The organism is Streptomyces sp. NBC_00258 (genome assembly GCF_036182465.1).
Classification (GTDB): domain Bacteria; phylum Actinomycetota; class Actinomycetes; order Streptomycetales; family Streptomycetaceae; genus Streptomyces.
Genome location: NZ_CP108081.1, coordinates 11,525,525 through 11,549,422, shown reverse-complemented (window position 1 = coordinate 11,549,422; position 23,898 = coordinate 11,525,525). Strand labels below are relative to the sequence as shown.

20 protein-coding genes and 5 pseudogenes are annotated in these 23,898 nt (G+C 68.0%); 17 read left to right on the top strand and 8 right to left on the bottom strand.

Annotation, left to right across the window (positions count from 1 at the left end; genetic code table 11):
• Nucleotides 1-36 precede the first annotated feature (36 nt).
• The 4 genes and pseudogenes from OG718_RS51235 (at nt 37) to OG718_RS51220 (ending at nt 4,751) form a co-directional block, all read left to right on the top strand.
• Complete coding sequence (locus OG718_RS51235; RefSeq protein ID WP_328847512.1) at nt 37-2,007, top strand: heavy metal translocating P-type ATPase; 1,971 nt, start codon at nt 37-39, stop codon at nt 2,005-2,007.
• 125 nt (nt 2,008-2,132) lie between these two features.
• Nucleotides 2,133-2,324, top strand: a pseudogene (locus OG718_RS51230) (transposase domain-containing protein); the annotation flags it as partial.
• Between the two features lie 34 nt (nt 2,325-2,358).
• Nucleotides 2,359-3,765, top strand: coding sequence for an FG-GAP repeat domain-containing protein (locus tag OG718_RS51225; RefSeq protein ID WP_328847511.1), 1,407 nt, complete (start codon nt 2,359-2,361; stop codon nt 3,763-3,765).
• 821 nt (nt 3,766-4,586) lie between these two features.
• Nucleotides 4,587-4,751, top strand: a complete 165-nt coding sequence (locus OG718_RS51220) for a hypothetical protein (protein ID WP_328848016.1) — start codon at nt 4,587-4,589, stop codon at nt 4,749-4,751.
• Between the two features lie 66 nt (nt 4,752-4,817).
• Here the strand turns inward: OG718_RS51220 and OG718_RS51215 are convergent.
• A pseudogene (locus OG718_RS51215) lies at nt 4,818-4,967 on the bottom strand (IS5/IS1182 family transposase); the annotation flags it as partial.
• A gap of 30 nt (nt 4,968-4,997) precedes the next feature.
• Between OG718_RS51215 and OG718_RS51210 the strand changes: the two are divergent.
• The 7 genes and pseudogenes from OG718_RS51210 to OG718_RS51180 all read left to right on the top strand — a co-directional run bounded on the left by OG718_RS51210 (nt 4,998) and on the right by OG718_RS51180 (nt 9,224).
• On the top strand, nt 4,998-5,366 hold the full coding sequence (locus OG718_RS51210) for an alpha/beta fold hydrolase (protein ID WP_328847510.1): 369 nt from the start codon (nt 4,998-5,000) through the stop codon (nt 5,364-5,366).
• A 76-nt stretch (nt 5,367-5,442) separates the two neighbouring features.
• Nucleotides 5,443-5,580 (top strand): annotated as a pseudogene (locus tag OG718_RS51205) (alkene reductase); the annotation flags it as partial.
• Nucleotides 5,581-5,591: 11 nt separating this feature from the next.
• Nucleotides 5,592-6,071: a MarR family winged helix-turn-helix transcriptional regulator gene (locus tag OG718_RS51200; RefSeq protein ID WP_328847509.1), complete on the top strand. Its 480-nt coding sequence runs from the start codon at nt 5,592-5,594 to the stop codon at nt 6,069-6,071.
• A gap of 172 nt (nt 6,072-6,243) precedes the next feature.
• Entirely contained in the window at nt 6,244-6,390 is a 147-nt protein-coding gene (locus OG718_RS51195; RefSeq protein ID WP_186001511.1) for a hypothetical protein, read from the top strand.
• A gap of 89 nt (nt 6,391-6,479) precedes the next feature.
• Entirely contained in the window at nt 6,480-7,388 is a 909-nt protein-coding gene (locus tag OG718_RS51190; protein WP_328847508.1) for an SDR family oxidoreductase, read from the top strand.
• A gap of 371 nt (nt 7,389-7,759) precedes the next feature.
• Nucleotides 7,760-8,740, top strand: a complete 981-nt coding sequence (locus OG718_RS51185; protein WP_328847985.1) for an alcohol dehydrogenase catalytic domain-containing protein — start codon at nt 7,760-7,762, stop codon at nt 8,738-8,740.
• A 52-nt stretch (nt 8,741-8,792) separates the two neighbouring features.
• A complete protein-coding gene (locus OG718_RS51180) occupies nt 8,793-9,224 on the top strand; it encodes a YybH family protein (RefSeq protein WP_143643734.1) in 432 nt (143 codons plus the stop codon).
• A 132-nt stretch (nt 9,225-9,356) separates the two neighbouring features.
• Here the strand turns inward: OG718_RS51180 and OG718_RS51175 are convergent, their stop codons facing one another.
• Complete coding sequence (locus OG718_RS51175; RefSeq protein ID WP_328847507.1) at nt 9,357-10,310, bottom strand: helix-turn-helix domain-containing protein; 954 nt, start codon at nt 10,308-10,310, stop codon at nt 9,357-9,359.
• A gap of 110 nt (nt 10,311-10,420) precedes the next feature.
• On the opposite strand from OG718_RS51175, the gene OG718_RS51170 reads away from it, so the two are divergent.
• Both OG718_RS51170 and OG718_RS51165 read left to right on the top strand, forming a co-directional pair.
• Complete coding sequence (locus OG718_RS51170; RefSeq protein ID WP_328847506.1) at nt 10,421-10,816, top strand: MmcQ/YjbR family DNA-binding protein; 396 nt, start codon at nt 10,421-10,423, stop codon at nt 10,814-10,816.
• Nucleotides 10,813-11,244 (top strand): MmcQ/YjbR family DNA-binding protein, encoded by a 432-nt coding sequence (locus OG718_RS51165; RefSeq protein WP_143643736.1) that lies wholly within the window; start codon nt 10,813-10,815, stop codon nt 11,242-11,244. Before OG718_RS51170 ends, OG718_RS51165 begins: the two co-directional genes overlap by 4 nt.
• Before the next feature lie 4 nt (nt 11,245-11,248).
• On the opposite strand, the pseudogene OG718_RS51160 reads toward OG718_RS51165, so the two are convergent.
• From OG718_RS51160 to OG718_RS51150, 3 genes and pseudogenes are all read right to left on the bottom strand, one after another.
• Nucleotides 11,249-11,437 (bottom strand): annotated as a pseudogene (locus OG718_RS51160) (IS5 family transposase); the annotation flags it as partial.
• Nucleotides 11,438-11,448: 11 nt separating this feature from the next.
• The gene (locus tag OG718_RS51155; RefSeq protein WP_328847984.1) at nt 11,449-11,607 is read right to left on the bottom strand and encodes a hypothetical protein; all 159 of its coding nucleotides are present in this window, start codon (nt 11,605-11,607) and stop codon (nt 11,449-11,451) included.
• Between the two features lie 167 nt (nt 11,608-11,774).
• Entirely contained in the window at nt 11,775-12,569 is a 795-nt protein-coding gene (locus OG718_RS51150) for an SDR family oxidoreductase (protein ID WP_328847505.1), read from the bottom strand.
• A gap of 292 nt (nt 12,570-12,861) precedes the next feature.
• Between OG718_RS51150 and OG718_RS51145 the strand changes: the two are divergent.
• Nucleotides 12,862-13,073 (top strand): annotated as a pseudogene (locus tag OG718_RS51145) (hypothetical protein); the annotation flags it as partial.
• A 424-nt stretch (nt 13,074-13,497) separates the two neighbouring features.
• On the opposite strand, the gene OG718_RS51140 reads toward OG718_RS51145, so the two are convergent.
• A complete protein-coding gene (locus OG718_RS51140) occupies nt 13,498-14,481 on the bottom strand; it encodes an AraC family transcriptional regulator (protein WP_143643738.1) in 984 nt (327 codons plus the stop codon).
• A gap of 736 nt (nt 14,482-15,217) precedes the next feature.
• On the opposite strand from OG718_RS51140, the gene ltrA reads away from it, so the two are divergent.
• Nucleotides 15,218-16,672 (top strand): group II intron reverse transcriptase/maturase, encoded by a 1,455-nt coding sequence (gene ltrA / locus OG718_RS51135; RefSeq protein WP_328847504.1) that lies wholly within the window; start codon nt 15,218-15,220, stop codon nt 16,670-16,672.
• Between the two features lie 206 nt (nt 16,673-16,878).
• Here the strand turns inward: ltrA and OG718_RS51130 are convergent, their stop codons facing one another.
• Together OG718_RS51130 and OG718_RS51125 are read right to left on the bottom strand one after the other, a co-directional pair.
• Nucleotides 16,879-18,255: an RICIN domain-containing protein gene (locus OG718_RS51130; RefSeq protein ID WP_443055305.1), complete on the bottom strand. Its 1,377-nt coding sequence runs from the start codon at nt 18,253-18,255 to the stop codon at nt 16,879-16,881.
• A 31-nt stretch (nt 18,256-18,286) separates the two neighbouring features.
• Nucleotides 18,287-19,717 (bottom strand): endo-1,4-beta-xylanase, encoded by a 1,431-nt coding sequence (locus OG718_RS51125; protein WP_328847503.1) that lies wholly within the window; start codon nt 19,715-19,717, stop codon nt 18,287-18,289.
• A gap of 846 nt (nt 19,718-20,563) precedes the next feature.
• On the opposite strand from OG718_RS51125, the gene OG718_RS51120 reads away from it, so the two are divergent.
• Entirely contained in the window at nt 20,564-22,030 is a 1,467-nt protein-coding gene (locus OG718_RS51120) for a non-reducing end alpha-L-arabinofuranosidase family hydrolase (protein ID WP_143643740.1), read from the top strand.
• Between the two features lie 480 nt (nt 22,031-22,510).
• Complete coding sequence (locus OG718_RS51115) at nt 22,511-23,731, top strand: metallophosphoesterase (protein WP_328847502.1); 1,221 nt, start codon at nt 22,511-22,513, stop codon at nt 23,729-23,731.
• Nucleotides 23,732-23,898 lie beyond the last annotated feature (167 nt).

Here is a 23,898-nt window from a genome sequence, read left to right as displayed (position 1 = left end):
GCGTCACCCCGTCCGTCCGTGAAGGGTTGTTTTGTCATGTCTTCTGTCCTGGATCAGCGGCCCGCGCCGACCGCTGCCGGGCCGCGTCCGGCGCCCCCGAAGCGGCGTACGCGAGTGCTGGCGCTGCCGGAGTCCCGGTGGGCGCTGGCCGCGCTGGTGCTGTTCCTGATCGCCCTCCCGCTGGATCTTCTCGGGGCCCCGGCATGGCTGTGGGCCCCTCTGTATGCCGCCGTCTACATCACGGGCGGGTGGGAGCCAGGGCGGGAGGGCCTGAAGGCACTCAGGAACAAGACGTTGGACGTGGATCTGCTGATGGTGGTGGCCGCGATCGGCGCCGCCGCCATCGGCCAGGTCCTCGACGGCGCGCTGCTGATCGTCATCTTCGCCACCTCAGGAGCCTTGGAGGCGGTCGCGACGGCGCGGACCGCCGACTCGGTACGCGGCCTGCTGGACCTGGCGCCGACCACCGCAACCCGGCTCCTGCCCGGTGGTGAGGAGGAGAGAGTCCCAGCCGACTCCCTCGCGGTGGGCGACACGATCCTGGTGCGGCCCGGCGAGCGGGTCGGCGCCGACGGCCAGGTCCTGGACGGGGCCGGTGATGTCGACCAGGCGACCATCACGGGCGAGCCGTTGCCGGTGGCCAAGCAGGCCGGGGACGAGGTGTTCGCCGGCACCATCAACGGCGCCGGTGCTCTGCGGGTGCGGGTCGAGCGCGACCCGGCAGACTCGGTGATCGCCCGGATCGTGAAGATGGTCGAGGAAGCGTCCGAGACCAAGGCCCCCACCCAGTTGTTCATCGAGAAGGTCGAGCAGCGGTACTCGATCGGCATGGTCATCGCCACGCTGGCCGTCTTCGCGGTCCCGCTCGCCTTCGGCTCCGCGCTCCAGCCCGCCCTGCTGCGGGCGATGACCTTCATGATCGTCGCCTCGCCGTGCGCGGTGGTGCTGTCCACGATGCCGCCGCTGTTGTCCGCCATCGCCAACGCGGGCCGCCATGGTGTCCTGGCGAAGTCCGCTGTCGTGATGGAACGCCTGGGTCAGGTCGACATCGTGGCGCTGGACAAGACCGGCACCCTGACCCAGGGCACGCCACGTGTCACCGACATCCGTCCCGAGCCCGGTTCCGGTCTGCAGGAGGACGGGCTGCTGGCGCTGGCGGCGGCGGCCGAGCACCCCAGCGAGCATCCCCTCGCCCGCGCCGTCGTCCAGGCCGCCCGCGAACGCGGTCTCATCCTCGCCGAGGCAACCGGCTTCACCTCCTCCCCCGGTGCGGGTGTCACCGCAACCGTCGGCGGCCGCACCATCCAGGTCGGCTCCCCGTCCCGCCTCGTCGCTGCCGGCGGCCAGGACATCAGTAGCGCGGTACAGGCGCTCGAAGACGAAGGCCGCACCGCGGTCCTCGTCCGGCGCGACGGCACGCCGGTCGGGGTCCTGGGCATCGCCGACCGCCTCCGCTCCGACGCGAAGGCGACAGTGGCCGCGCTCACCGAACTCACCGGTCAGGCACCGGTTCTGCTGACCGGTGACAACGAACGCGCGGCACGCCATCTTGCCGCCGAGGTCGGCATTACCGATGTCCGCGCCGGGTTGCTTCCGCAGGACAAGGTGTCGGCGGTCAAGCACTGGGAGGACGAGGGCCTTTGCGTGCTGGTGGTCGGCGACGGCGTCAACGACGCACCCGCGCTGGCCGCCGCGCACACCGGCATCGCGATGGGCAGGGCCGGCTCCGATCTGGCACTGCAGACCGCCGACGCCGTCGTCGTCCGCGACGAACTCGCCGCCATCCCCGCCGTCGTGGCCCTCTCCCGCCAGGCCCGCCGTCTCGTCGTGCAGAACCTGGTCATCGCCGGGATCTTCATCACCGTCTTGGTGGCCTGGGACCTGATCGCCACGCTCCCGCTGCCGCTCGGCGTCGCGGGACACGAAGGCTCCACCGTCATCGTCGGACTCAACGGCCTGCGCCTGCTGCGCGACGCCGCCTGGAACCGCGCAGCGAAGGAAGGATGAAGGCCTGGCCCCGGACCAGCCCCAAGTCCGTGAGGTTATGGGCCAGGTGGGGTTGCCCAGAGGGCCGTGAGCTGTGGTTGCGCCGGATATGAGGAGCGGAGCCCCGGTAGAACTGGCAGTCGACCATGACACGCCGTTCACAAAGACCGGAGGCTCCGCTGTCCGAACAGTTCACCATCACACGTGTCGTCACGGTGGCTGGGGGCCGGTTCACGCCGGGCCACATCGGTGAACTCACCCAACTCGTGCCCTTCGAGATGGTCGACGAGACATTGAAGGCCACCGGCAGGGTCCAGGTGCGGCTGCGGGATCTGCCCTCTCGCTACACGGCCTTGGGGCTAGTCTGCGGCGATGCGGCATGGACGAACTCACCGGACCGCGGCCCTGGCCGCCGCACTGATCCTGTTGGCGTCGGCGGGCGGCTGCGACGGGTCCTCGCAGGAGGATCGCTCGGCGACAAAGGGCAAGGGCAAGGCTCGTCCCTCCAGCGCTCCGGACTTCGACGGGGACGGCTACGAGGATGCCGCAGTGGTGGTGACCGGCAGCGCCGCTGCCGACCTGGACTGGGACTATGGGCCTGTCGTTGTCTTTCGCGGTGGTCCCGGCGGTCTGCGTCCCACGGACAAGCCTCTGATCGCGGGCAGCGGCCGCAGAGCAAACGGTTTCCTCGAAGAAGGGTTCCGCTCCGACCTGACCGCGGACCTGAACAGCGACGGCTTCTCCGACCTGATTCTGCACCAGCTGGTGCCGGTCCCCAACACCCAGGACAACCAGGAGCAGGGCAGCCGTACGGTCGTCTTCCACGGCGGCAAGGATGGCCTGTCCACCACACCCGTCAGGGTGCATGTTCCCGGCGACGATCCCAAGCATCCCTTCACGGCCTTGGAGGCCGCGGACTTCGACGGTGACGGTCATGCGGATCTGTACGGTGGCGAAAGACTCCTCATGGGGCCGTTCGACGCCGACGGCAAGCCGAAAGCCGCCCGCCGTCTGTCCGGTGGGGTGCTCTCCACGGCCGCGGACTTCGACCGGGACGGCCGTACGGACCTCCTCGTCCACCACGACTACGACGACGAAGCCGAGGACGAGAGGGCCTCCAGGCGTTCCGTGCGCTACTTCCGTGGCACACCGGGCCAAGGGCTGGAAGAAGACGGCGATGTGAGCCGGCGCTTGAGTGAGATGGTCGGCGACATCGGCAGCGAGGTCCACGCGGGCATCGACTTTGACGGTGACGGCTATCCCGACCTCCTTCCGCCCGGCCGGAGCGCTGGACACGAGCGCGAGTATGTGCGCGGCGGGCCGGACGGTTTCCGCCCCGACACCGCCCGGCTGAAAATGGACATCGGATCCCCCACCATCGGCACCCATGTGCTGACCGGCCATGTCACCTCGGCGTCCGACCGCAACACCGTCTCCACCGTCGAGTACGGCTCGCCCGACCAGCAGGGCCACCTCCAGCTGGCGCGCCTGACCAGCAGGGGCTCTGCCGTCACGATGACCGGCCTGCAGATCATCGACAAAGATACCGAGGGCATCTCCGGTGACGTCTTCGAATCCGACATCGGCAGACGTGACCGCTTCGCCGAGGACCTGCGTGTCCTTGATGCTGACCGTGACGGCCACGACGACATCCTGACCTTCGAGCCCTTCAGCGGACCCGACGGTCGCTACGGCGGATTCTGGTTCCTGTCCGGCACCCCGGACGGTCTGCGCACCCGCGACGTCCACAGGTACACAATGCCCGAACTCGGCTTGTGACCTCCTCCGCCTCCTCCAGGAGGGGGGAAGCAACCAGGGCCAGTACGTACCATGGCCTGCTCGTGATCGCCCTCACGGACGGAAGCCGCCCGTGGCGAGTGGCGGGCGACCACGGGACACATCAAGGGCCGCGGCTGGGACGCCGGCCGCATGAACGGGAGCATCCGCACCCTGCGCGCGTCCTGCTCCCCCACCTCGGAGCCGACGCCCCGCCGCCGGAGGAGGACGGCCCCCGAACCGGTACAGGGAGAAGCCGCCAAGTCCCGGGCCACCGCCCTGCGCTCACTGTTTCGCGCCCTCGAATGGGAATGTGAGGCGCTTGGGCACTCCGACTTGGGACGTTGTGGTAGCGGAGCATGGCCCGACAGTCCTGCGGTGCCGGTACTTGGGCAGCGGATCAGACTGTCTGTCGGTATGAACTGCGCACTCCACTCGCGTGCCTGCGGCCTCGGCGAGTGAGTCGAGCGGCGACCGAGGGGCGCTGGCCCTTGTTCTTGGCCGGTGATGACAGGTTTCTGGGTGATCTGCGGTACGGGCACCCTGGCGGTCGCCGCGCACGTTTACGTGGTCGGCCACGCAAGCGGCCGGCGCACCCCGAAGCACGCCGAGGTGGCCACCTCCGCATCCGCATCCGCATCCGCATCCGCATCCGCATCCGCGAATACTTGGCTAGCCACACGATTGCTGCTACGTTATCCATGTGGCCAGCCACACTTTCTCTTGAACTTCCCCCGCAGAACTGAAAGGAGGGCTATGTCAGCCTGGATCCCGACGAGGCTGAAGCCGAGCTGCGCCGACTGTTCGACGGGCACGCGTTCGGGGTGGTGCTCATCGGCGGCGGCATCAAGAACGTCCCGGAGTACACCGTCCTGTTCGAACGGATCGTCAACGTGCTCATCGACCTCGAGCCCGACATCCGGTTGAGCTTCAGCTCGCATCCGGCGAACGTGCCCGAGGCGCTGCAGCGCTGGCTCAAGAGGTCCTGACAAAGACATCGCACGGAGCTGGGCGTGGGACGTGTCGATGGGTGACGGGGCAGGTGACGAGGCCGGGAAGGCTTCATGGATGTCGTCGCGTCGTTCCCAGCGGATCCGCAGTCGGCGGAAGCCGTGCAGCCAGGCGATCGTCCGCTCGACCACATACCGGAAGACGCCCAAGCCGCTGCCGTGTTGCTCGCCTCGTTCGGCAAGGACCGGGCAGATACTCGGGCCCCGAGCGGACGCCTCCTGGTCGTGGCCCAAGCTTCTCGCGGGGCCGTTTCGGCACGTGATCGACTGGTCGGCCGAACACCTCGCCCCCCGGAACGGATCAGCGAGGAGAGCCGGGCCATCTACGCCCAGGCCTACGACACGCCCGAGGCACTGACCGCGGGCTTCGGCGTATTCCACACCTTCCACCAGGATGTTGCCGATAACGACTCATATCCCCCGCTGGAGATGCCCGCCTTGGCCATCACCAATCAGGGCGCCGACTTCATGCGGCCAATGATGGAAGGCAAGGCCAACGACATCCGCTACAGCGGCATCGAGGACAGCGGTCACTTCGTCGCGGAGGAGCAGCCGGAGGTCCTGGTAGCCGAACTGGAAAAATTCTTCGGCTGACTCCCCAACCCTGTGAGCGGCTTGAGTCGCAAGCGCCCAGAGCCGGCAAGCTCGTCAGCGACGCCGGGCACGTGCGGGCAGGCTCGTCCTGACCGCCAACCCGGACCTCGCCGAGCGGCTCCGCGCCGGCGCGCCGGTGAACACCCCCGACCCGGCGTCCTTCTACGGCGGCGGAACGGCCGGCTACACCGACCACCCCATCCACACCGTCTGAGGAACCGACCCATGCCCACCCCCGAACCTCACATCCCCACGACTGCCTGCACAGGACCGATGAGCTACGCGATCTTCCAGCTCGCGCGCGCCCACCGCGTCTCCGCCGCCGCCATGCTCCGTGAGATGGACCTGCATCTCGGACAGGAACTGCTGCTGATGCAACTCCTGGACCGGGACGGCCAGACCCAGTCCGAGCTGCTCGAAAGCGTCGGCCTGGACCACTCCACCGTCTCCAAGTCCCTACGCCGCATGCAGGACGCAGGCCTGCTCATCCGCGAGCCGGCCCAACACGACCGGCGCGTCATGGTCGTCCACCTCACCGACAAGGGCCGTGCCATGCGCGAGCCCATCGCGGCCATGTGGCAAGCCCTGGAAGAGACCTCCGCACGGGACCTCTCGGCGCAGCAGGCGGAGTCCTTCGTCCGCACCGCCCACTCCATAGCCGACGCGATAAACAGCCACGTTGTTCCCCGGGAAGAGTCCGAGTAACTCCCCTCCGTTCGCACCCCGGTTCCGGCCTGGAGTGCAAAGTCGCTTCCGGCTGTTCCCGCGAAGTGGCCAGTGCTGCAACGCACTCAGCTGCACGAAGGCCCGTGCTGAACGGAGCCAGGATTCGCCACTGTCGGAAAAGCCCGATGAGGGCAACACCCCTCCCACGGGAATGTCGAGCCCTTCCCCGTCGCCGGCCAGGCTGAACATCGAGGACGGCCGCATCACCCACGTCCCGTTCACCGTCGACCCCCACAAGCTCCTGCAGGCCGACGGTGACCCGCGCCGCAGATTCCGCCCACCACAGGCCCGCCCCTGAGCGCCCCGGGCCGACGGCACCACGTACGCGCCACCCCTGCCCCGCCACCCCGTCCCCCCACTCCTGACCTGATGGAAAGTGAGACCCTCATGACCACCGCCCTCCCCGTCCTCGTCGTCGGCGCGACCGGCTCCCTCGGCGGCAAGGTCGTCGACGAACTGCTCAAGCGCGGCAAGAACGTCCGCGCCCTGGTCCGGCCGACCACCGACGCGAGCCGGCTCGAGAGCCGGGGTGTCGAGATCGCCCGCGGCGACATGCTCGACCTCGACTCACTCGTCACCGCCATGCACGGCGCCGACGCCGTCATCACCACCGCCGCCGGCTACACCCGCGGCGGCAAGAACGCCCAGGACATCGACACCGTCGGCAACGCCAACCTCGCCGAGGCCGCCCATCGCACCGGCATCCGGCGGTTCGTCCTGACAAGCATCCTCACCAGCGACCAGACACCCCAGGTCCCGCACTTCTGGCACAAGAAGATCGCCGAGGACAAGCTCGAACAACTCGGCGTCCCGTTCGTCGCACTGCGCCCGGGGGCGTTCCTCGACCAGGTCGCGACCATGGCGGGCAACCCGATCGACAAGCGCCGCCTGATCTGGATGGCCAAGGCCACCGTCCCGCTGACCTTCGTCCACACCTCCGATCTCGCGGCGTACCTGGCGGCCGCCGTCGACGCCGAGACCGAGGCCGGGGAGCGCATCGACATCGGCTGGGACCGTCCGGTCAGCATGCGCGAGGTGGCCGACCTGATGGGCAGCCAGGCCGGAGAGAAGATCAAGGTGTGGGCCGTCCCCTCCGTCGTCGTCCGCGCCGCAGGAGCCGTCGTCGGCCGCTTCAACCCGGTGGTCAAGGACATGGCCGCGATGTTCGGCTGGTTCGACACCGGCCGCTACGTCGCCGACCCCCGCCGCCAGCAGCAGCTGTTCGGCCCAGCCCCCACGGCAGAGGACGCCCTCGCCCGGTACACCGACGAGCTGGGCACGGCGCGGCACCGGTGACCGGCGCGCATCCCATGCCTCGTCGCCCGGCGGCATGACCAGGATGCCTCGGGCCTGTCCCTCGTGGTCGAACTACTCCATAACCGTTCCGGCCGAGCCGAACGGGTGACGGGGCGCGCGCTCAGGGCTTCCCCAGCCGGGATGAGGGGGCCGAAGCCCTGCGATGGCGGGGCTTCACCGGGTGTCCCCCATTGACGATCAGATGTCCGCAACTGACTGAGCGATTCGCCAGATGCCGACAGAAGATCGAGAGGTGCAGGGGCGACCACCTCGCTGCGGGCCACAGCATGGCGACCCTGCGGGTCGTACTCGATAGGTAAGGAACTGTCATGGACAAGCGTGCAGCGTCCGCAGGCGCGCCCTCTGCAACGATGCGAGCGGTCGTCGTCACTGAGCCTGGCGGCCTGGATGCCCTTCAGGTCACCACGGTGCCGATGCCCGAGCCACAGCCCGGATGGGTGCGCATCAAGGTGAAGGCGTTCGGCGTCAACGAGTCCGAGGTCACCACCCGAAAAGGTGAGTCGGACCCGGAGGTCACCTACCCGCGGATCCCCGGCATCGAGGGCGTCGGTGTGGTCGATCAGGCCGACGAGGACAGCGGGCTGCGCCCGGGGCAGCAGGTGGCGACCATGATGGGCGGCATGGGCCGGTCCTTCGACGGCTCGTACGCGCAGTATGTGACCGTCCCCGCGAGCCAGGTCATCCCGTTCGAGACCGGCCTCCCGTGGGAAGTGGCCGGCGCGCTGCCGGAGATGTTCCAGACCGCCTACGGCTCCCTCGCCACGGGCCTCGGTCTGCAGGCGGGGCAGACGCTGCTGATCCGCGGCGGCACCTCCACGGTCGGGCTGAGCGCGGCCACGATCGCGAAGGACCTCGGAGCCACCGTGTTGTCCACCACCCGCAGCCCGGACCGGGCCGAAAAACTGCGGGCCATGGGTGTCGACCATCCACTGGTCGACAACGGCACCATCGCCGACCAGGTGCGCGAGCTGATGCCGAACGGCGTCGACGCCGTACTGGAACTGGTGGGCTGCTCGGTCCTCGCCGACACCTTCCGCACCGTCCGCCGCCACGGCACCGTCTGCTTCACCGGAGCCCTGGCGGGCCAGTGGAGGATCCGCGACTTCACCCCATTCATGATCCCCATGGGGGTACAGCTGACCAGCTATGCGGGCGGGGCCACCGACCTGCCCCCGCAAGTGTTCCAGCAGCACCTGCAAGCCATCGCCGCCGGACGGCTCAAGGCCCCGGTCGCGAAGGTCCACCACGGCCTGGAGCAGGTTCGCGAGGCCCAGGCCGACGTCGAGGCCGGCACGACGCCGGGCAAGCACGTCGTGCTGCTCGACGACTGAGAAACCCACCCATCCGCGCCGGTCGGAGCCGGCATGCACGAAAGGAACTGTCATGGGCGTCAACAAGGAAGAAATCAGCAAGACCATCCTGGAACTGGAGAAGTCCTTCAACGAGCGGTGGAGCCTCGGCGACAACCGCGGCTACCTCGACAACTATGCCGAGGAGATCAGCTACTTCGACCCGATCGAAAAGGACCTGGTCGTCGGCCGTGACGCGACCGTCGCCCACATCGAGGCGATCTACTCCAACCCCCACATCGTGCGCAACGAGTACCTCAACCCCATCGTGCACGTCAGCGACGGCGGTGACTTCGCCCTCCTGGCCTACAACCTGGACACCTACGTGCTCGACGACAACGGCAACGAGCGGCAACTTCGCGCCTGGAACGCCACCGAGGCGTACCGGCTGATCGACGGCGAGTGGCGCATAGTGCACTCCAACTGGGCGTTCGCCCAGACCGCGACAGGCGCGATCGCGTCCTGACCGGGGCTCAAGGTGACGCGCCCCCGGCCAGTGAGCGCGAACGAAGGAGGCGGTCGGCCCCGGCCCGTCCCCGTTCCGGACGCGATCAAGGCCGAGGCTGCCATGGGGATGCCAGCTTGTGCCGCGCCCGCCTCACATGCCGATCCTGGTTTCGCGGGCCGTGAAGGCGGCCGGGGTGAGACCGGTGTGGCCGCGGAAAAAGCGGCCGAAGTTCGCGGGATCGGTGAACCCGAGATGGACGGCCACAGCCCGGGCGTCCCAACTGCCACCTCTCAGCAGGCGCCGGGCTTCGAGCAGCCGCCGCTCGTCGATGACCTCACGCACCCCCTTGCCGGTAACGTCTCTGGCCGCGCGGCTGAGGGTGCGAACCGAACAGCCGAGCAGCCCGGCATAGTCCGCAGCCCGGTGCAGTTCTCGGAAGTGCAGCTCCAGGGCGTCCACGAACCGTGCGTACGTATCCCTGCGTCCCGTGCCGCCCGCCAACGCGCCGTCGGAGGTGACGTCCGGGGAACTGGCAAGGCGCAGCAGCAGCGATTCGAGCAGGCTGCGCCGCAGGGCGTGGTGGACATCGAGCCGGCGCCGCCCCAGTGCACGGTGCTCGTCCAGGAGCTGGAGCGCCGTCTGCCGCAGCCAGGCCACGTCATCGGGGTGCGGGCTGAGAACGGCAGGGGCCTCGTGCGCGGTGAGCGGGGCCAGCAGGCGGGCGGCGTCGGACGTCAGCACGTCCGGCTCGAACAGGATGAACAGGCCGCGGGCGGCGCCCGGCGGATGCCAGCACTGCGCGTGCCCGGGACGTACCCACAGCCACTGGCCGCAGGCGACGGTCCGCGTGACGTGGTCGATGTCGTGGAGCAGCTCACCCTCGGTGACGAGGATCAGGTAGTGGAAGGTGGCACGGCCAGGACGGGGCGGATTCCACGGCCAGTCGTCGTGCTCGGCGAAGAAGTCCTCGACGGTGCTGACCTCAAGGCCGTACGGAGTGCCGACCGGGGGCTGGAAACCGTACAGCGGAACCGTGGCCTGCTCGGCCTGCCCGCTGCGTCCGACGCGCGGAGACCGCCTGGGATGTCGCTTGCCGACCATCACGTGTCCGCAGTTTACCGCCCGTCTCGCCCACGTCGCTGGAAAGGATGGGGTGCACCGTCCGCGCCCTTGGCCGACACGCTGCCCGCCACCCCCCAAGGAAGGAAGTGCTCATGAACGGATCGACCCTGCAGACGTTCGCCGCCGAGTGCGCGGAGGAACTTCCCGGAGCCCAGCTGGAGCATCCCTTCGGCCCGGACTGGGAGGTCTTCAAGGTACGAGGCAAGGTGTTCATGCTGATGACCGAGGTCCCCGGGCGCCCCGTCGTGATCCTCAAGGCGGACCCCAGCGAGGCCAAGGCCCTCCGGGAACACAACAGCCACATCACCCCCGGCTACCACATGAACAAGAAGCACTGGATCACAGTGGAGGGCGGGACAGGCGTCGACAAGAAGCTCGTCAGGGAACTCGTCACCGACTCCTACCTGCTCGTCGTCTCCCACCTGCCCAAGGCCGAGCAGCCCGTCGACCCGCACACCTACGGCACCAGCACGCGGGCGCCCCGGTGAGCACGGCCGGTGACCGCCTCCAGGACACCGCCCGCAAGGCCGCCCTCGCCCTCCCCGACGTCAGCCACGGCCGCCCCTTCACTCCCGGACTCGACGTGTACAAGGTCGCGGGCAAGGTGTTCCTGATCGTCACCGACGACCCGGAGGAACAGATCATCACGGTCAAGTGCGAGCCCGAGCACGCTCGGGCACTGGAGCGCGGCTACGCCTCGATCACCCCGGGCCGCTATCTCGACAAGAGGCACTGGATCTCGCTGGGGCCCGGGAGGGGCATCACGAAGCAGCTGATCAACGATGCGGTCGAACACTCCTACGACCTGGCCATCGACGGTCTGCCACAGAGCGAGCGCCCGCAGCGAGCCGGGGCACCCAGATCGCTTCCAGGACCGGCTCGAACTGAGGCGAATCACCCCGCTGTCCGGCGGTGATCACCACCGATAGCGGCTTCTGACCCTGCTCGACGGCGAGGTGGATCTTGCTGGTCAGGCCGCCCCGGGAGCGTCCGAGCCCGTGGTCGGCCGGCTCGACGGTGGTCCCGCCGGGCGGTTCCTTCTGGAGATCCCCCTTCGCCGCCCCAGCCGCATGCTGGTGGGCCCGGCAGACCGTGGAGTCGACGTTCACGTCCCAGGTGATCAGGCCCTTGGCATCCGCCTCGGCCTGCACCTGAGTGACGATCCGGGCCCAGGTGCCATCGCGCTGCCAGCGCCGGAACAGGTCATAGACCCGGTCCACGGCCCGTAGCGGTCCGGCACGTCACGCCAGGGAGCACCCGTCCGGGTCCGCCACCGTATGCCGTCTACCAGCTGCCGCCGCGTTCATACCGGCGGACGGCCCGACTTGATGCCTCGCGGCAACAGCGGCTCGAGTCGGGCCCACTGGCCGTTCGTCAGATCCCCACGCCCCACAGGACATGACCCTCAACGATCAAGATCAACTCTCGCAACAGACCCTGGGTGGCCTACGCGGTTGTGGCGATGCCGCCGTCGACGGGGATCACGGCGCCCGTCAGGTATGCGCCAGCCCGGCTGGCGAGGAACACGGCGACACCCGCCATGTCGTCGTCGCGGCCGATCCGGCGTAGTGGGGCCGACGCCGCGATCGCCTCGCCGAACTCATCGAGCGTTGCAGCCATCATCGTGGACGGGAACGGTCCCGGCGCCACGGCGTTCACGGTGACGTGCTGCGGTCCTAGTTCCCTGGCGAGCACTCTGGTGAGTTGATGCAGCGCGGCCTTGCTGCTGGAGTACGAGTAGTTGGGCCGCTGGGGGATGTGGATGGCGGCGATGCTGCCGATGTTGATGATCCGCGCGGGATCGTCGGCGGTGCCCGCCTTGCGAAGTGCGGGCAGCAGCGCCTGGACCAGCCAGAACGGCGACTTCAGGTTGAGGTCGACGACCGTGTCCCAAGCCGCGTCCGGGAACGTCGCCAGCGGCTCGTCCCACATGGCGCCCGCGTTGTTGACGAGGATATCGAGACGCTCCGAGTCGGCGGTGACGAGGTCGGACAGTCGCCGACACTCGTCATGGCGGGACAGGTCGGCGGGGATGGCCCGCACCTCACCGAATTTGGACAGCTGTTTTTGCGCCTGAGCGCACGCTTCAGCGTTGCGTGAGCTGATGACCACGCGGACGCCCGCCTGGAGAAGGCCACGCGCGATCATCATCCCGATGCCTCTGGTGCCACCGGTGACGAGCGCGCGCTTTCCACGCAGATCGAAAAGTTCTGCATGCGTTGTGAATTGGTTGTCTACCACTTGCCGTCTTTCTCGTTGGCCGTGCGGGATGATGCGTCGACGCGTCGGGTGTTCGGTTCAGCTGTCTCAACGCTATGGCTCTGCAGTGCACTCCAAGCAAGCGGAATGGCCCCTGCTCGCCCGTACGTCGCGCCCGCCGCCCTCGCCCGTACGAGGCGCCCGCCGAGCCGGTCACCACGCAGGGAGCCGACGAACACCTGCTTGTGATGGCGGGGGTCAGCGTGTCACGCGGCGTCGACGTTATCTCGGCGGTGCCTGTGGGCATTCGTGATCGCGGGGCCGCCGATGAGATCGGATCATGCACCGCGGAAGTGCCGAGAATTGGGAGATCGTCGTGGCCCTCACCAACCTTCCGCTGCACTCGCACGGGCGGAGGCTCGTTGTGAATCTGAGTCACGAACACGGCTTGGCGCTGCTGTCTCTTCCTCCGCTGGGCTGCGCCTGCAGACGAAGGCGCGGCGGGCCGTGGAAGAAGCCGTGCTTGGCTTGGCGGTTCCACGGGCCATGGACGATGACGCGATCAGATCGCCGGACTCCACGAGTTCAACCTGAGTAGCTTCTTTGTGGCGACTGCGAACCCGGGACCGTCCAAGGACCGGACACGGGGTTCTGCCTCGTCGGTGTGCCTTCGGTACGGTCAAGGTCCGGGCCGGCGCCGACTCCGGCCCGGGCCTTCTCCGGTGTCAGGCAGTACACCGTGGCGGGGTTCAGGCCGCATGTGCGCTGCCGACCCGCCCGCGGCTACTGGGGGGGTGCCGACGGGCGGTGACCAGCCCGAAGGGGTGGAGATGGGCCGGCCGGTGTCCGCGCGGCGAACCGAAGAAGCGGACGCGCGAACACCAGCAATCTAGGGCGTGGCAACAGCCGCGCACGATCCACTGAGCGCGGCTGTTGTCCGCACAGCGCGGGGCGATGGCGTGGGCCGTGGTCACCCCGAACGCAGTGTCTGCGAAGGCAACTCGCCGAAGCGCGCTCGGTAGCGGGACGCGAAGCGGCCCAGGTGGTCGAAGCTCCAACGATGGGCGACGTCGCTCACGTTCACTTCGCCCGGTGTGCCACGGCGCAGCTCGTCGTGGGCGCGGGTGAGGCGGACGTCGGTGAGGTAGGCCAGCGGGGTCATGCCGACGTACTGCTGGAAGGCTTCCTGGAGTCGCCGCACGCTCACCCCGGCGAGCACAGCCAACTCCCCTACCGTGAACGGGTGTTGCGGCATGCTGTGCATGGCCTCGACAGCACGCTTGACGGGGCCCGGGCGCAGGGCGGCGTTTGGTCGGTCGAGCTCGTCTCGGTAGCGGTGGCCGGTGGCGAGGAGGAGCCCGGTCAGCAGTGCCTCCTGGAGCGGGCGGGCGACCATCGGCCGGGTGAGCAGCCCGCCGGCCTGCATATCCTCGAACACCGCGCGGATCATCCGTACCCAGCTGAGGCCCGCGCCGTGCGCGACGTCGAGTTCGGGCATGAGGGCGACGGGGGTGCGCAGCGGTCGGCCGAGAAGGCGTTCGAGTTGATCGTTGAGGGCCTTGGGATCGATCTTCACGGCCAGCATGGAACAGTCGGTGCTCACTCGATCCAGGGCCGTGTAGCCGTGCGGCTGGAAGACGGCGGCGTTCGCGGTGGTCGCCACCGCATTGGTGTGCGTTCCCTGACGCCAGGCCAAGTGGCCGCCCAGGGGGATGTCCACGTGGTAGGAGCCCAGTTCCCCGAACTTGATGCGCACCTCCGCGCCGAATGCGAGACGTCCGATTGTGAGCGGACCGAGTGCGACGATGTCGTACCGGGCCATGAACTCAGCGCTGCCGTCGGGCACGTCGATGAAGTTGGCGTAGAAGCGTTCTTGGATGACCTGCCGAGCCTCGTCCACATCCGTCGTCCGGAACTTCAGCAAATCCTGGCCCTGGTTGGGCGAGCGGTGCATACCCCAACTTCCTGCGCCTTTGGACCGTACGAGGGTGCACACTATCGTTGCCCACTGCTTGCTACCGTGGCCCTATTTTTCCTTCTCGCGGCGGGTTTGGCCGGACCGGGACTCCGCCTCAGCCTGACCTTGTCGGAGATCTTGGTTGCGCCGTGAGGCGCTGTGGTTCGAGTGGAGGTGAAAGACCATCACCTCTGGCCTGTCGCAGCAGGTCAGAGTAGCTGAGGGCAGCCTGATCCGGGTGGTGCCGGGGGAGGCGGGAGCGGCCCTGACAAAGCCGGGATGTACCAGTACTGCCAGATGGTGCGGGTCCGGCGAGCGAGACGAAGAGGAGTACGCGAGGAACCGGCGTAACTACGTCCTTCAACCCCGACACCGGCTCGAACCTGGTGGATCTGGGCCGGGCGCGGTGCATCACGTCGTCCGAAGGGTCGGCGAGAACTTCCACGACCGTATTCAAGAGCGGGCGTGGGAGGCCACGAGGAAAGCCTGCGGCGTACTCATGGCGAGGCCGCTGGGACACAGTCGGGCTCCTACTTCGACAAACGAACCACAGTGAACACGGGAACCGTCCGGTCACAGCTCCGTGCTCCTCATCTCCCTGATGAGGACTGCGGATAGGCGCACCGACAGCCGAACGGATCGGGCGGGGCGGAGCCGCCGTAGTACTCCGAGGCCGGGAAAGCCGGTCACTTGGGGAAGGGCGGCAGCGGAGAACATGGAAGGAGGGACTGCAATGCCAGAAGACACCTCGCTGAACAGCGGGGATCTGAGCCCTCGGGCTCGGGTACTGGAGATGCAGACCAAGCTGCACCATTGGGCGACGGCAGATCCGGGCCGTCGGTTCGATGACCTGTTCAACCTCGTGCACGACCCGGCGACGCTGACCATGGCGTTCGCCCGGGTCGCCGGAAACCAGGGTGCCCGCACTCCCGGCGTCGACGGCCTGACGGTCATCGAGGTCGAAGAGCGGATCGGGGCGCCCGGGTTCCTGCACGACCTGCGGGCCGCTCTCAAGGACGGCTCGTTCCGACCTCTTCCAGTGCGGGAACGCAAGATCCCGAAACCGGGCGGGGCGGGGAAAGTCCGCAGCCTCGGCATTCCGACGGTCGCGGACCGGGTCGTGCAGGCCGCGCTGAAGCTGGTGCTGGAGCCCGTCTTCGAGGCCGACTTCACGCCGGTCTCCTACGGTTTCCGGCCCGGCCGGCGGGCCCAGGACGCGATCGCCGAGATCCACCACTTCGGCACCAACGGCTACCGCTGGGTGCTGGACGCGGACATCGAGGCATGCTTCGACCGGATCGATCACGTGGCCCTGATGGACCGCGTGCGCGCCCGGGTGAAGGACAAACGCGTTCTGGCCCTGGTCAAGGCGTTCCTGAAAGCCGGAATTCTGACGGAGCTCGGCGAGAACAAGGAAACCATGACCGGGACCCCGCAGGGTGGAATCCTCTCCCCGCTGCTGGCCAACATCGCCCTGTCGGTGCTCGACGAGCACCTGATGGAGCCATGGAAGCCGGGTGGGGCGATGTCCACCGCATGGCAGCGCCAAAGCCGCCGCCGTCGCAAGCAGCTGCCGAACTGGCGAGTCGTCCGCTACGCGGACGACTTCGTCGTGCTCGTCAACGGCAGCCGCGAAGACATACTGGCGGTGCGCGAGGACGTCAGTCAGTTGCTCAAGCCGCTGGGTCTTCGCCTGTCACAGGAAAAGACCCAGGTCACGCACCTGGAGGACGGAATCGACTTCCTGGGGTTCCACATCCAGTGGCGCCGCAAGAAGGGGACGGATCAGTGGCACGTCTACACGTTCATCGCCAAGCGCCCTATCCGGCAGCTGAAGGCGAAGATCCGAGCCCTGACCCGCAGGCAGTCGCAACAAGATCTCAAGTCCCTGCTGATCAGGATCAACCAGATCGTGCGGGGCTGGTCCGCCTACTTCCGGCATGCCGTGGCCAAGAACCAGTTCAGCGCACTCGCCGATTTCATCTGGTGGCGAGTGATGCGGATGCTGAGGGTCCGGCACCACTGGACGTGGAAGGACATCCGCCGACGGTTCGTCACCCCCAGTGGGGTGTGGCGGCCGATCTCGGCGGAGGGGACCGAGCTCATCGACATGGCAGCGGTGGTCGTCACCCGATACCGCTGGCGAGGAGCCCGCATCCCCAGCCCATGGACTGAGATTCGAGCCTGATGGGTGTCTCCGTGGAGAGCCCGTTGCGTTGAGAGGCGCACGGCGGGTTCGGCGAGAAGTCCGGGGAAACGGACCGGGAGTGATCCCGGCACCGCGCCCCGGGCTTACTCAGCACTTCTGAAAAGGCCTCTCCGTCCTTCAACCTGGGTTGGACGTCGACGGAGTGGAGCCAGGATGATCCTGGCTCCACCCGTGGTGCGGGCGTGTCACTGGAACTGTGCGAAGAACCTCCAGATCTCTGCTTTGGTCCAGGTGGTGACGCCGCTTTCGCCGGAGGAGCCGTCGACCGGACCGGGTATGTGGCCTCCGTCGAACGCGGCCCATTGGACCGGGTATCCGGCACGGCAGCCCGAGTAGGTGGTGGTGATGTGCGTTCGGCTGCCCGGGGCGGGCTCACGCGGGCTTTGGGCAGTGCAGCCGTTGTTGGCGACGAACTTGTCGCGCAGGGACCGTCCTTGCCCGATGTTGAGCACGTTGTCGCTGATGCCGTGGATTCCGAAGTAGGCGATGGGCTGGGTGCCTCCGCTGCACCCGCTGATCTGAGCGCCGGAGATGACAGCGACGGCCCTGAAGACGTTCGCCCGGCTGCAGGCGAGTGCGTAGCTCATGCCGCCGCCCCAGCTGAATCCCGTGGCGAAGCGCTGTGCCGGGTTGACACAGAGGCCGCCCTCGATTCGCCGGATCATGTCGTCGACGAAGGTGATGTCCTCATCGCCCGAATTGGCCCAGCCGTTGCCGAGGCCCTGTGGGGCGACGAGGATGGCGCCGTTGTTCGACTGTTCCTGTTGGCCGTAGTAGGACCAGGCGTTCCCGCTCGTGCCGCCCGAGGCGACGTCGCCGGCGGTTCCGCCCCGCCAGTGGAACGCGAAGATCAGCCGGTAGGGGTGGCTGTTGTCGTAGTTGGCGGGAACCCTGAGGATGAAGCTGCGGCTTTTGCCGCCGCTCTGAATCGTGTGCGTACCGCTCGCCAGAGTCGGGGCGCTGCCGCATCCTCCGCCACCGCCGCCGCCGGACGACAGCTTGACCATCTGCCACTGCTGGTTGGCGCCGGCCCAGTCGGAGTACTGGACGACGTTGCCGCCGTCGGCGGTGGAGGCGCCCTGCACCTCCACCGCCTTGCTGCTGGTGCGGTTGATCAGCCGGACGTGGCCCGCGTCCGAGTCGGCCAGGCGGAACTGCTGGTTGGCCCCGTTGTGGTCGGCCCACTGCTGGATCGCGGCACCGTCTGCGGTCGAGGCGCCGGCCACGTCGAGAACCTTGCCCGAATGCCGGGCCTTGAGGCGGTAGAAGCCGCCGCCGGAGTCCACGAACTGCCATTGCTGGTTGGCTGCGTCGTTGCGCGCCCACTGGCTGACCCGCGCGCCGTCAGCGCTGGACGTGCCAGAGACGTCCAACGCCTTGCCGCTGTTGCGATTGACCAGGACATACCAGGCATTGGTGTCCACCGTCGCCGCCTCGGCGGGCGCCGGATTTACCGCAGTGAGCATGCCGATCGCGAGGGTCGCCGCCACCACGGCGGCGACCCGGGACCACCAGCGGTGTCTGCGCGGAGCGGCGGGGGAAGCCGCACCGTAGGTCTTCATCGATTCACCCCTTCGTCTGTGACAGGTCCCATCAGGTGCGGGTCCAGCGTTGGTTGCTGCCGTTCGCGCAGGAGGAGAGCTGGATCAGGGTGCCGTTGGCGGTGCCGCCTGCGACGGCGTCGAGGCAGAGGCCGGACTGGACGCCGGCGATGGATCCGTCGGAGTTGAGGCGCCATTTCTGGTTGTCGCCGCCCCAGCAGCTGTAGATCTGGACCTTGGTGCCGTTGCCGGTGCCGGCGGCGTCCAGGCACTTGTTGCCGTAGACCTTGAGTTCGCCGGCGGTCGTGTACGTCCACTGCTGGTTGGTGCCGTTGTGGCAGTCCCACAGTTGGAGCTGGGTGCCGTCGGTGGTACTGGTGCCGGGCACGTCCAGGCAGCGCCCTGAACCGACGCCCTTGATCGTTCCGGAGTCCGAAGGGGGCGTGGAGGAGCCGCCGTTGAGTGCGTTGAGGACCGCGGTGTAGGCGGGCTTCTTGCTGCCGTCGCCGTTGAACAGCAGCGGCGTGTGCTCCGGTCGCCAGGAGTCGCTGTCGCGCACACCCCAGACGGTGATGCCGAGGCAACGCGGGACGGCCAGGCAGTCGTTGGTCACGTTGGCGTAGGTCGTGGCCGAGGCGCCCTGGATGTCGAGTTCGGTGATGGCCACGTCGACGCCGAGGGCGGCGAAGTTCTGCAGAGTGGTGCGGAAGTTGCTGTTGTAGGGGCTGCCGCTGTTGAAGTGCGACTGGAAGCCGACGCAGTCGATCGGCACGCCGCGCTGCTTGAAGTCCCGGACCATGGCGTACATGGCCTGGGTCTTGGCCCAGGTCCAGTTCTCGACGTTGTAGTCGTTGTAGCAGAGCTTGGCGGCCGGGTCGGCTGCGCGCGCGGTACGGAAGGCGACCTCGATCCAGTCGTTGCCGGTGCGTTGCAGGTTGGAGTCGCGCCGGGCTCCCGAACTGCCGTCGTCGAAGGCCTCGTTCACGACGTCCCACTGGGCGATCTTGCCCTTGTAGTGGGCCATCACGCCGTTGATGTGGCCGATCATCGCCTGGCGCAGCGTGCTGCCGCTGAGGCTCTGCATCCAGCCGGGCTGCTGGGAGTGCCAGGCCAGGGTGTGGCCACGCACCTGCTTGCCGTTCTGCACGGCCCAGTTGTAGACGCGGTCACCGGCGGTGAAGTTGAACTGGCCCCGCTGCGGTTCGGTGGCGTCGATCTTCATCTCGTTCTCGGCCGTCACCGAGTTGAACTCACGGCCCGCGATCGTCGTGTACGCCGAGTCGCCCAGCCTGCCCGAGGCGATGGCGGTGCCGAAGTACCGGCCGCTCTGCGCCGCCGCGGCGCCGAGCGTGCTCTCGGCGGCGTGCGCGGTCGGCGGCGCGACCAGTGTGGTGACCGCAGCGAGGACGCCGACTACCAGCGCCAGCAGCAGTCCGCGGATCTTCCGGGGGATAACGGGTCTGGGAAGGGCAAACGAGCCCATGGCTGTACCTCCAAGGTGGAAATCACGGAAGGACTGAAGCGCAGGGAAGTGCGTCGTCCGCTCCCACTCGGCAGACGGACGGGGCGGGCCGGAACCCGGGCAGCACGGAATCACCGGACACCGGGGTCATGGGACCGGGACGATCTCAGCCGGCACGAGACGACAGCCGGTCGGCGGTCGGCGGTCGGCGGTCGGCGGTCGGGTGACGTACGGCGGGCGGTGGCGGTGTTGCGACACAGGCATGGGGGTACTCCATCGCGACTCAGCCGGGGGGACCGCCACGCGGCGTCGCGTACCTCTCCAACTGCGCGAAGCCAGGATGCGCTGGTGCGAACCTCACCGGAACGAAACGGGGTGGCGAAGGTGCTTCGGTGCGCGGATCTGCGGTGCGGCTTGCGTGGATCTGACGTCCAGCACAGCCACTCAGGGCGACGTAGTTCGGGATATCGAACTGCGCTCGGTCACTCAGTGAGGGGATGATTGAGGGATTGACGGTGAATCGTCAATACTCACTGCAGAGAAAGTTTCTGCATGTCGCCCGAATCTTTCGGAACCTTGGCGAGCACCAGACACCGATTACGGCGAGCACCGGACACCGCCTACTCAACTCCCCTCCCCCGCACAGATCCTTGGATTGGCGAGCCTTATCGCGAACTTCCGGAGTGCCGGGAGGAACTGTTTGTGGACAGATCGGCGACAGACCTTGACCAGAGGGCCCCACATTCCTAGCTTGTGGCGTCAAAGGTTCGGAGAGGTCTTCGAAAGTTTCGATACTATCTGTGCCCCCAGCACGGCCGCTCCGCGGTTCATCGGCATCACCTCTCCCCGCCCCAAGGAGGCCTTCTGATGTGGTTTCGCCGCCCGTCCCCGGTCCGTCCAAGACGCTTACTGGCAATCCTCTCGCCCTTGCTGCTCGTGGCTACTTTCCTCGGTGCCCAGCCCGCCAACGCGGCGACCGTAGACCCCAACGCCTCGTATGTGCTGGTCAACCGCAACAGCGGCAAAGCCCTGGACGTCTACAACATGGCGACCAACGACGGCGCCCGCATCACCCAGTGGGCCAGGAACGATCAGAACCAGCAGCAGTGGCAGTTCGTCGATTCCGGGGGCGGCTACTACCGCATCAAGTCCCGCCACTCGGGCAAGGTGCTGGACGTCCACAACCAGTCCACCGCGAACGGCGGCTCGATCGTCCAGTGGGCCGACCTGAACGGCACCAACCAGCAGTGGCGTCTGGCCGACAGCTCGGACGGCTACGTGAGGCTCATCTCGCGCCACAGCAACAAGGCCCTCGAAGTACAGGGCGCTGCCACCGCCGACAACGCGAACATCGTCCAGTACGACGACTGGGGCGGCACCAACCAGCAGTGGCAGCTCGTCAAGGTCGGCGGCAACGATCCCGGCCTGTGCGATCTTCCGTCGACATATCGCTGGACATCAACGGGCGCGCTGGCGCAGCCCAAGCAGGGATGGGTCTCGCTCAAGGACTTCACCGTCGCCCCCTACAACGGCAGGCAACTCGTCTACGCGACGACGCACGACACGGGGACGAGTTGGGGTTCGATGAACTTCGGCCTGTTCACCAACTGGTCGGAGATGGCCTCGGCCAGCCAGAACACGATGTCGGCTTCCACCGTCGCGCCCACGCTCTTCTACTTCGCGCCGAAGAACATCTGGGTGCTCGCCTACCAGTGGGGTAGTACCGCGTTCTCCTACCGGACGTCGAGCGACCCGACCAACCCCAACGGCTGGTCCTCACCGCAGGTGCTCTTCTCCGGGAGCATCACCGGCTCCGGTACAGGCCCCATCGACCAGACACTCATCGCCGACGGGTCGAACATGTACCTGTTCTTCGCCGGAGACAACGGCAAGATCTACCGGGCCAGCATGCCGATCGGGAACTTCCCGGGCAGTTTCGGCTCGACCTACACAACGATCATGAGCGACACGACGAACAACCTGTTCGAAGCCCCGCAGGTCTACAAGCTGCAGGGCCAGAACCGCTACCTCATGATCGTCGAGGCGATCGGCTCACAGGGCCGCTACTTCCGCTCGTTCACGGCCACCAGTCTGAACGGCTCATGGACACCCCAGGCCGCGACCGAGAGCAATCCCTTCGCCGGCAAGGCCAACAGTGGCGCCACTTGGACCAACGACGTCAGCCATGGCGAACTGCTCCGCACCAGCGCCGATCAGACCATGACCGTCGATCCCTGCAATCTGCAGTTGCTCTACCAGGGACGCAGCCCCAACTCCGGTGGCGACTACGGCCTCCTGCCCTACCGTCCGGGTCTGCTGACACTGCAGCGCTGACGGCGTGACACGAGGTCCGGCTCCCGGAGGGAGCCGACGTGGCGGGCTCGGCGCAAGGCCGAGCCCGCCCGGGTCACGCGACAACGTCAGCTCTCATACGGCGACGGAGCGCGGGGCAGGGCAACGCTCCACAGCCCGAGGGCCATCCCATAACGCGGTGCCGCCGCCTGTGGCGCCTACCAACAGTCCAAGCGCACCGGGCCGCTTGGTGCACTGCGGCGGACGAGCCAGGCTGCGGTGATGTGGGTGAACATCGCCTCGGCTGCACCGTTCGGGTCGTGGGCGGCGATGCGCTCGCACACGCGGCGGTGGCCGCGGTTGGCGGCGACGCACATGGCGCCCTCGGACCGGCCCATATACCGCGCGGTGGTTCAGTGACCCTTCGCCCTACCGGGCCGCTCCCTCCTGAACGCCCGTCCGGCCAGCCCCGGGCGACCGGATACAGTGCGCGAGACGGCAGCACGGTCAGAGAGGGGAAGCGTGACCGACACCAGCGACACCCGGCCCGCCGACAGCGAGGTGCAAGCTCCGCGGCAGAGCCGGCTGCACCGAGTGATGCGCTATATCCCCCTGATCGCCCCCGTCCTGTTGTGGGCCGTGCCCTGCTGGGTGCTCCTGTACGCCGGTCAGCACTGGCCGCTGCCCGTCACGCTGGTCGGTACCGCCCTGTTCGCCCTCGGCCTCGTCGGTATGCCGGTCGCAATGGGGCGCGGCCACGGCCGACGCCAGCAGGACCGGGCGGCGATAGTCGGTGACACCCTGCTGGGCGCCAGCTGGGTTCTGTTCACCTGGTCCGTTCTGCTCGGCGTCCTCCTGCGGCTCGCCCTGACCGTGGCCGGCGTCGGCGAGAGTCAGGACCGGGCCCGCATCGTCACGTGGGCCGTCCTCGGCGTCACCGCAGTACTGCTCGCCTGGGGGTACGCCGAAGCCCGCCGCGTGCCACGCGTGCGCCGACTCGACGTACAACTCCCCCGGCTGGGTGCCGGGTTGGACGGCACCCGCGTCGTCCTCATCACCGACACCCACTACGGGCCGCTCGATCGCGCCCGCTGGTCGGCACGGGTATGCGAGACGGTGAACACGCTGGAAGCCGACCTGGTCTGCCACACCGGCGACATCGCTGACGGCACGGCCGAACGCCGCCGCGCCCAGGCCACCCCACTCGCCACCGTGCGGGCCACCCATGCCCGTGTTTACGTCACCGGCAACCACGAGTACTACAGCGAAGCCCAGGGCTGGGTCGACCTGATGGACGAACTGGGCTGGGAGCCACTGCGCAACCGCCATCTGCTGCTCGAACGCGGAGGCGACTCCCTCGTGGTCGCCGGCGTGGACGACGTCACCGCCGAGTCCTCCGGCCTGGCAGGCCACCGCGCCCACCTCGCCGGAGCCTTGAACGGCGCCGACCCCGACCTACCCGTCCTGCTCCTGGCACACCAGCCCAAGTTCGTCGACCGGGCGGCAGACGCAGGCATCGACCTCCAGCTCTCCGGCCACACCCACGGCGGCCAGATCTGGCCCTTCCACCACCTGGTCCGCATCGACCAGCCCGCTCTCGCCGGACTCAGCCACCACGGCACCCGCACCCTCCTCTACACCAGCCGCGGCACCGGCTTCTGGGGCCCGCCGTTCCGCATCTTCGCCCCCAGCGAGATCACCCTGCTCGTACTCCGCTCCCCGGACCTGCCCACCTCGCCGTAGCACTGGACGGGCCAACACATCCGCCAGGAGCAGTCCACGAGCAGAGGGATGCGGCGTCGGCAGATGACCAGTCCCGTCTCACCGAGGACAAGATCCGGACCATTCCCGGGCCGGCCGCTTCAACGAGCCATGCCTGGCCACGTCTTACGCAGGTCAGCGACACGTGA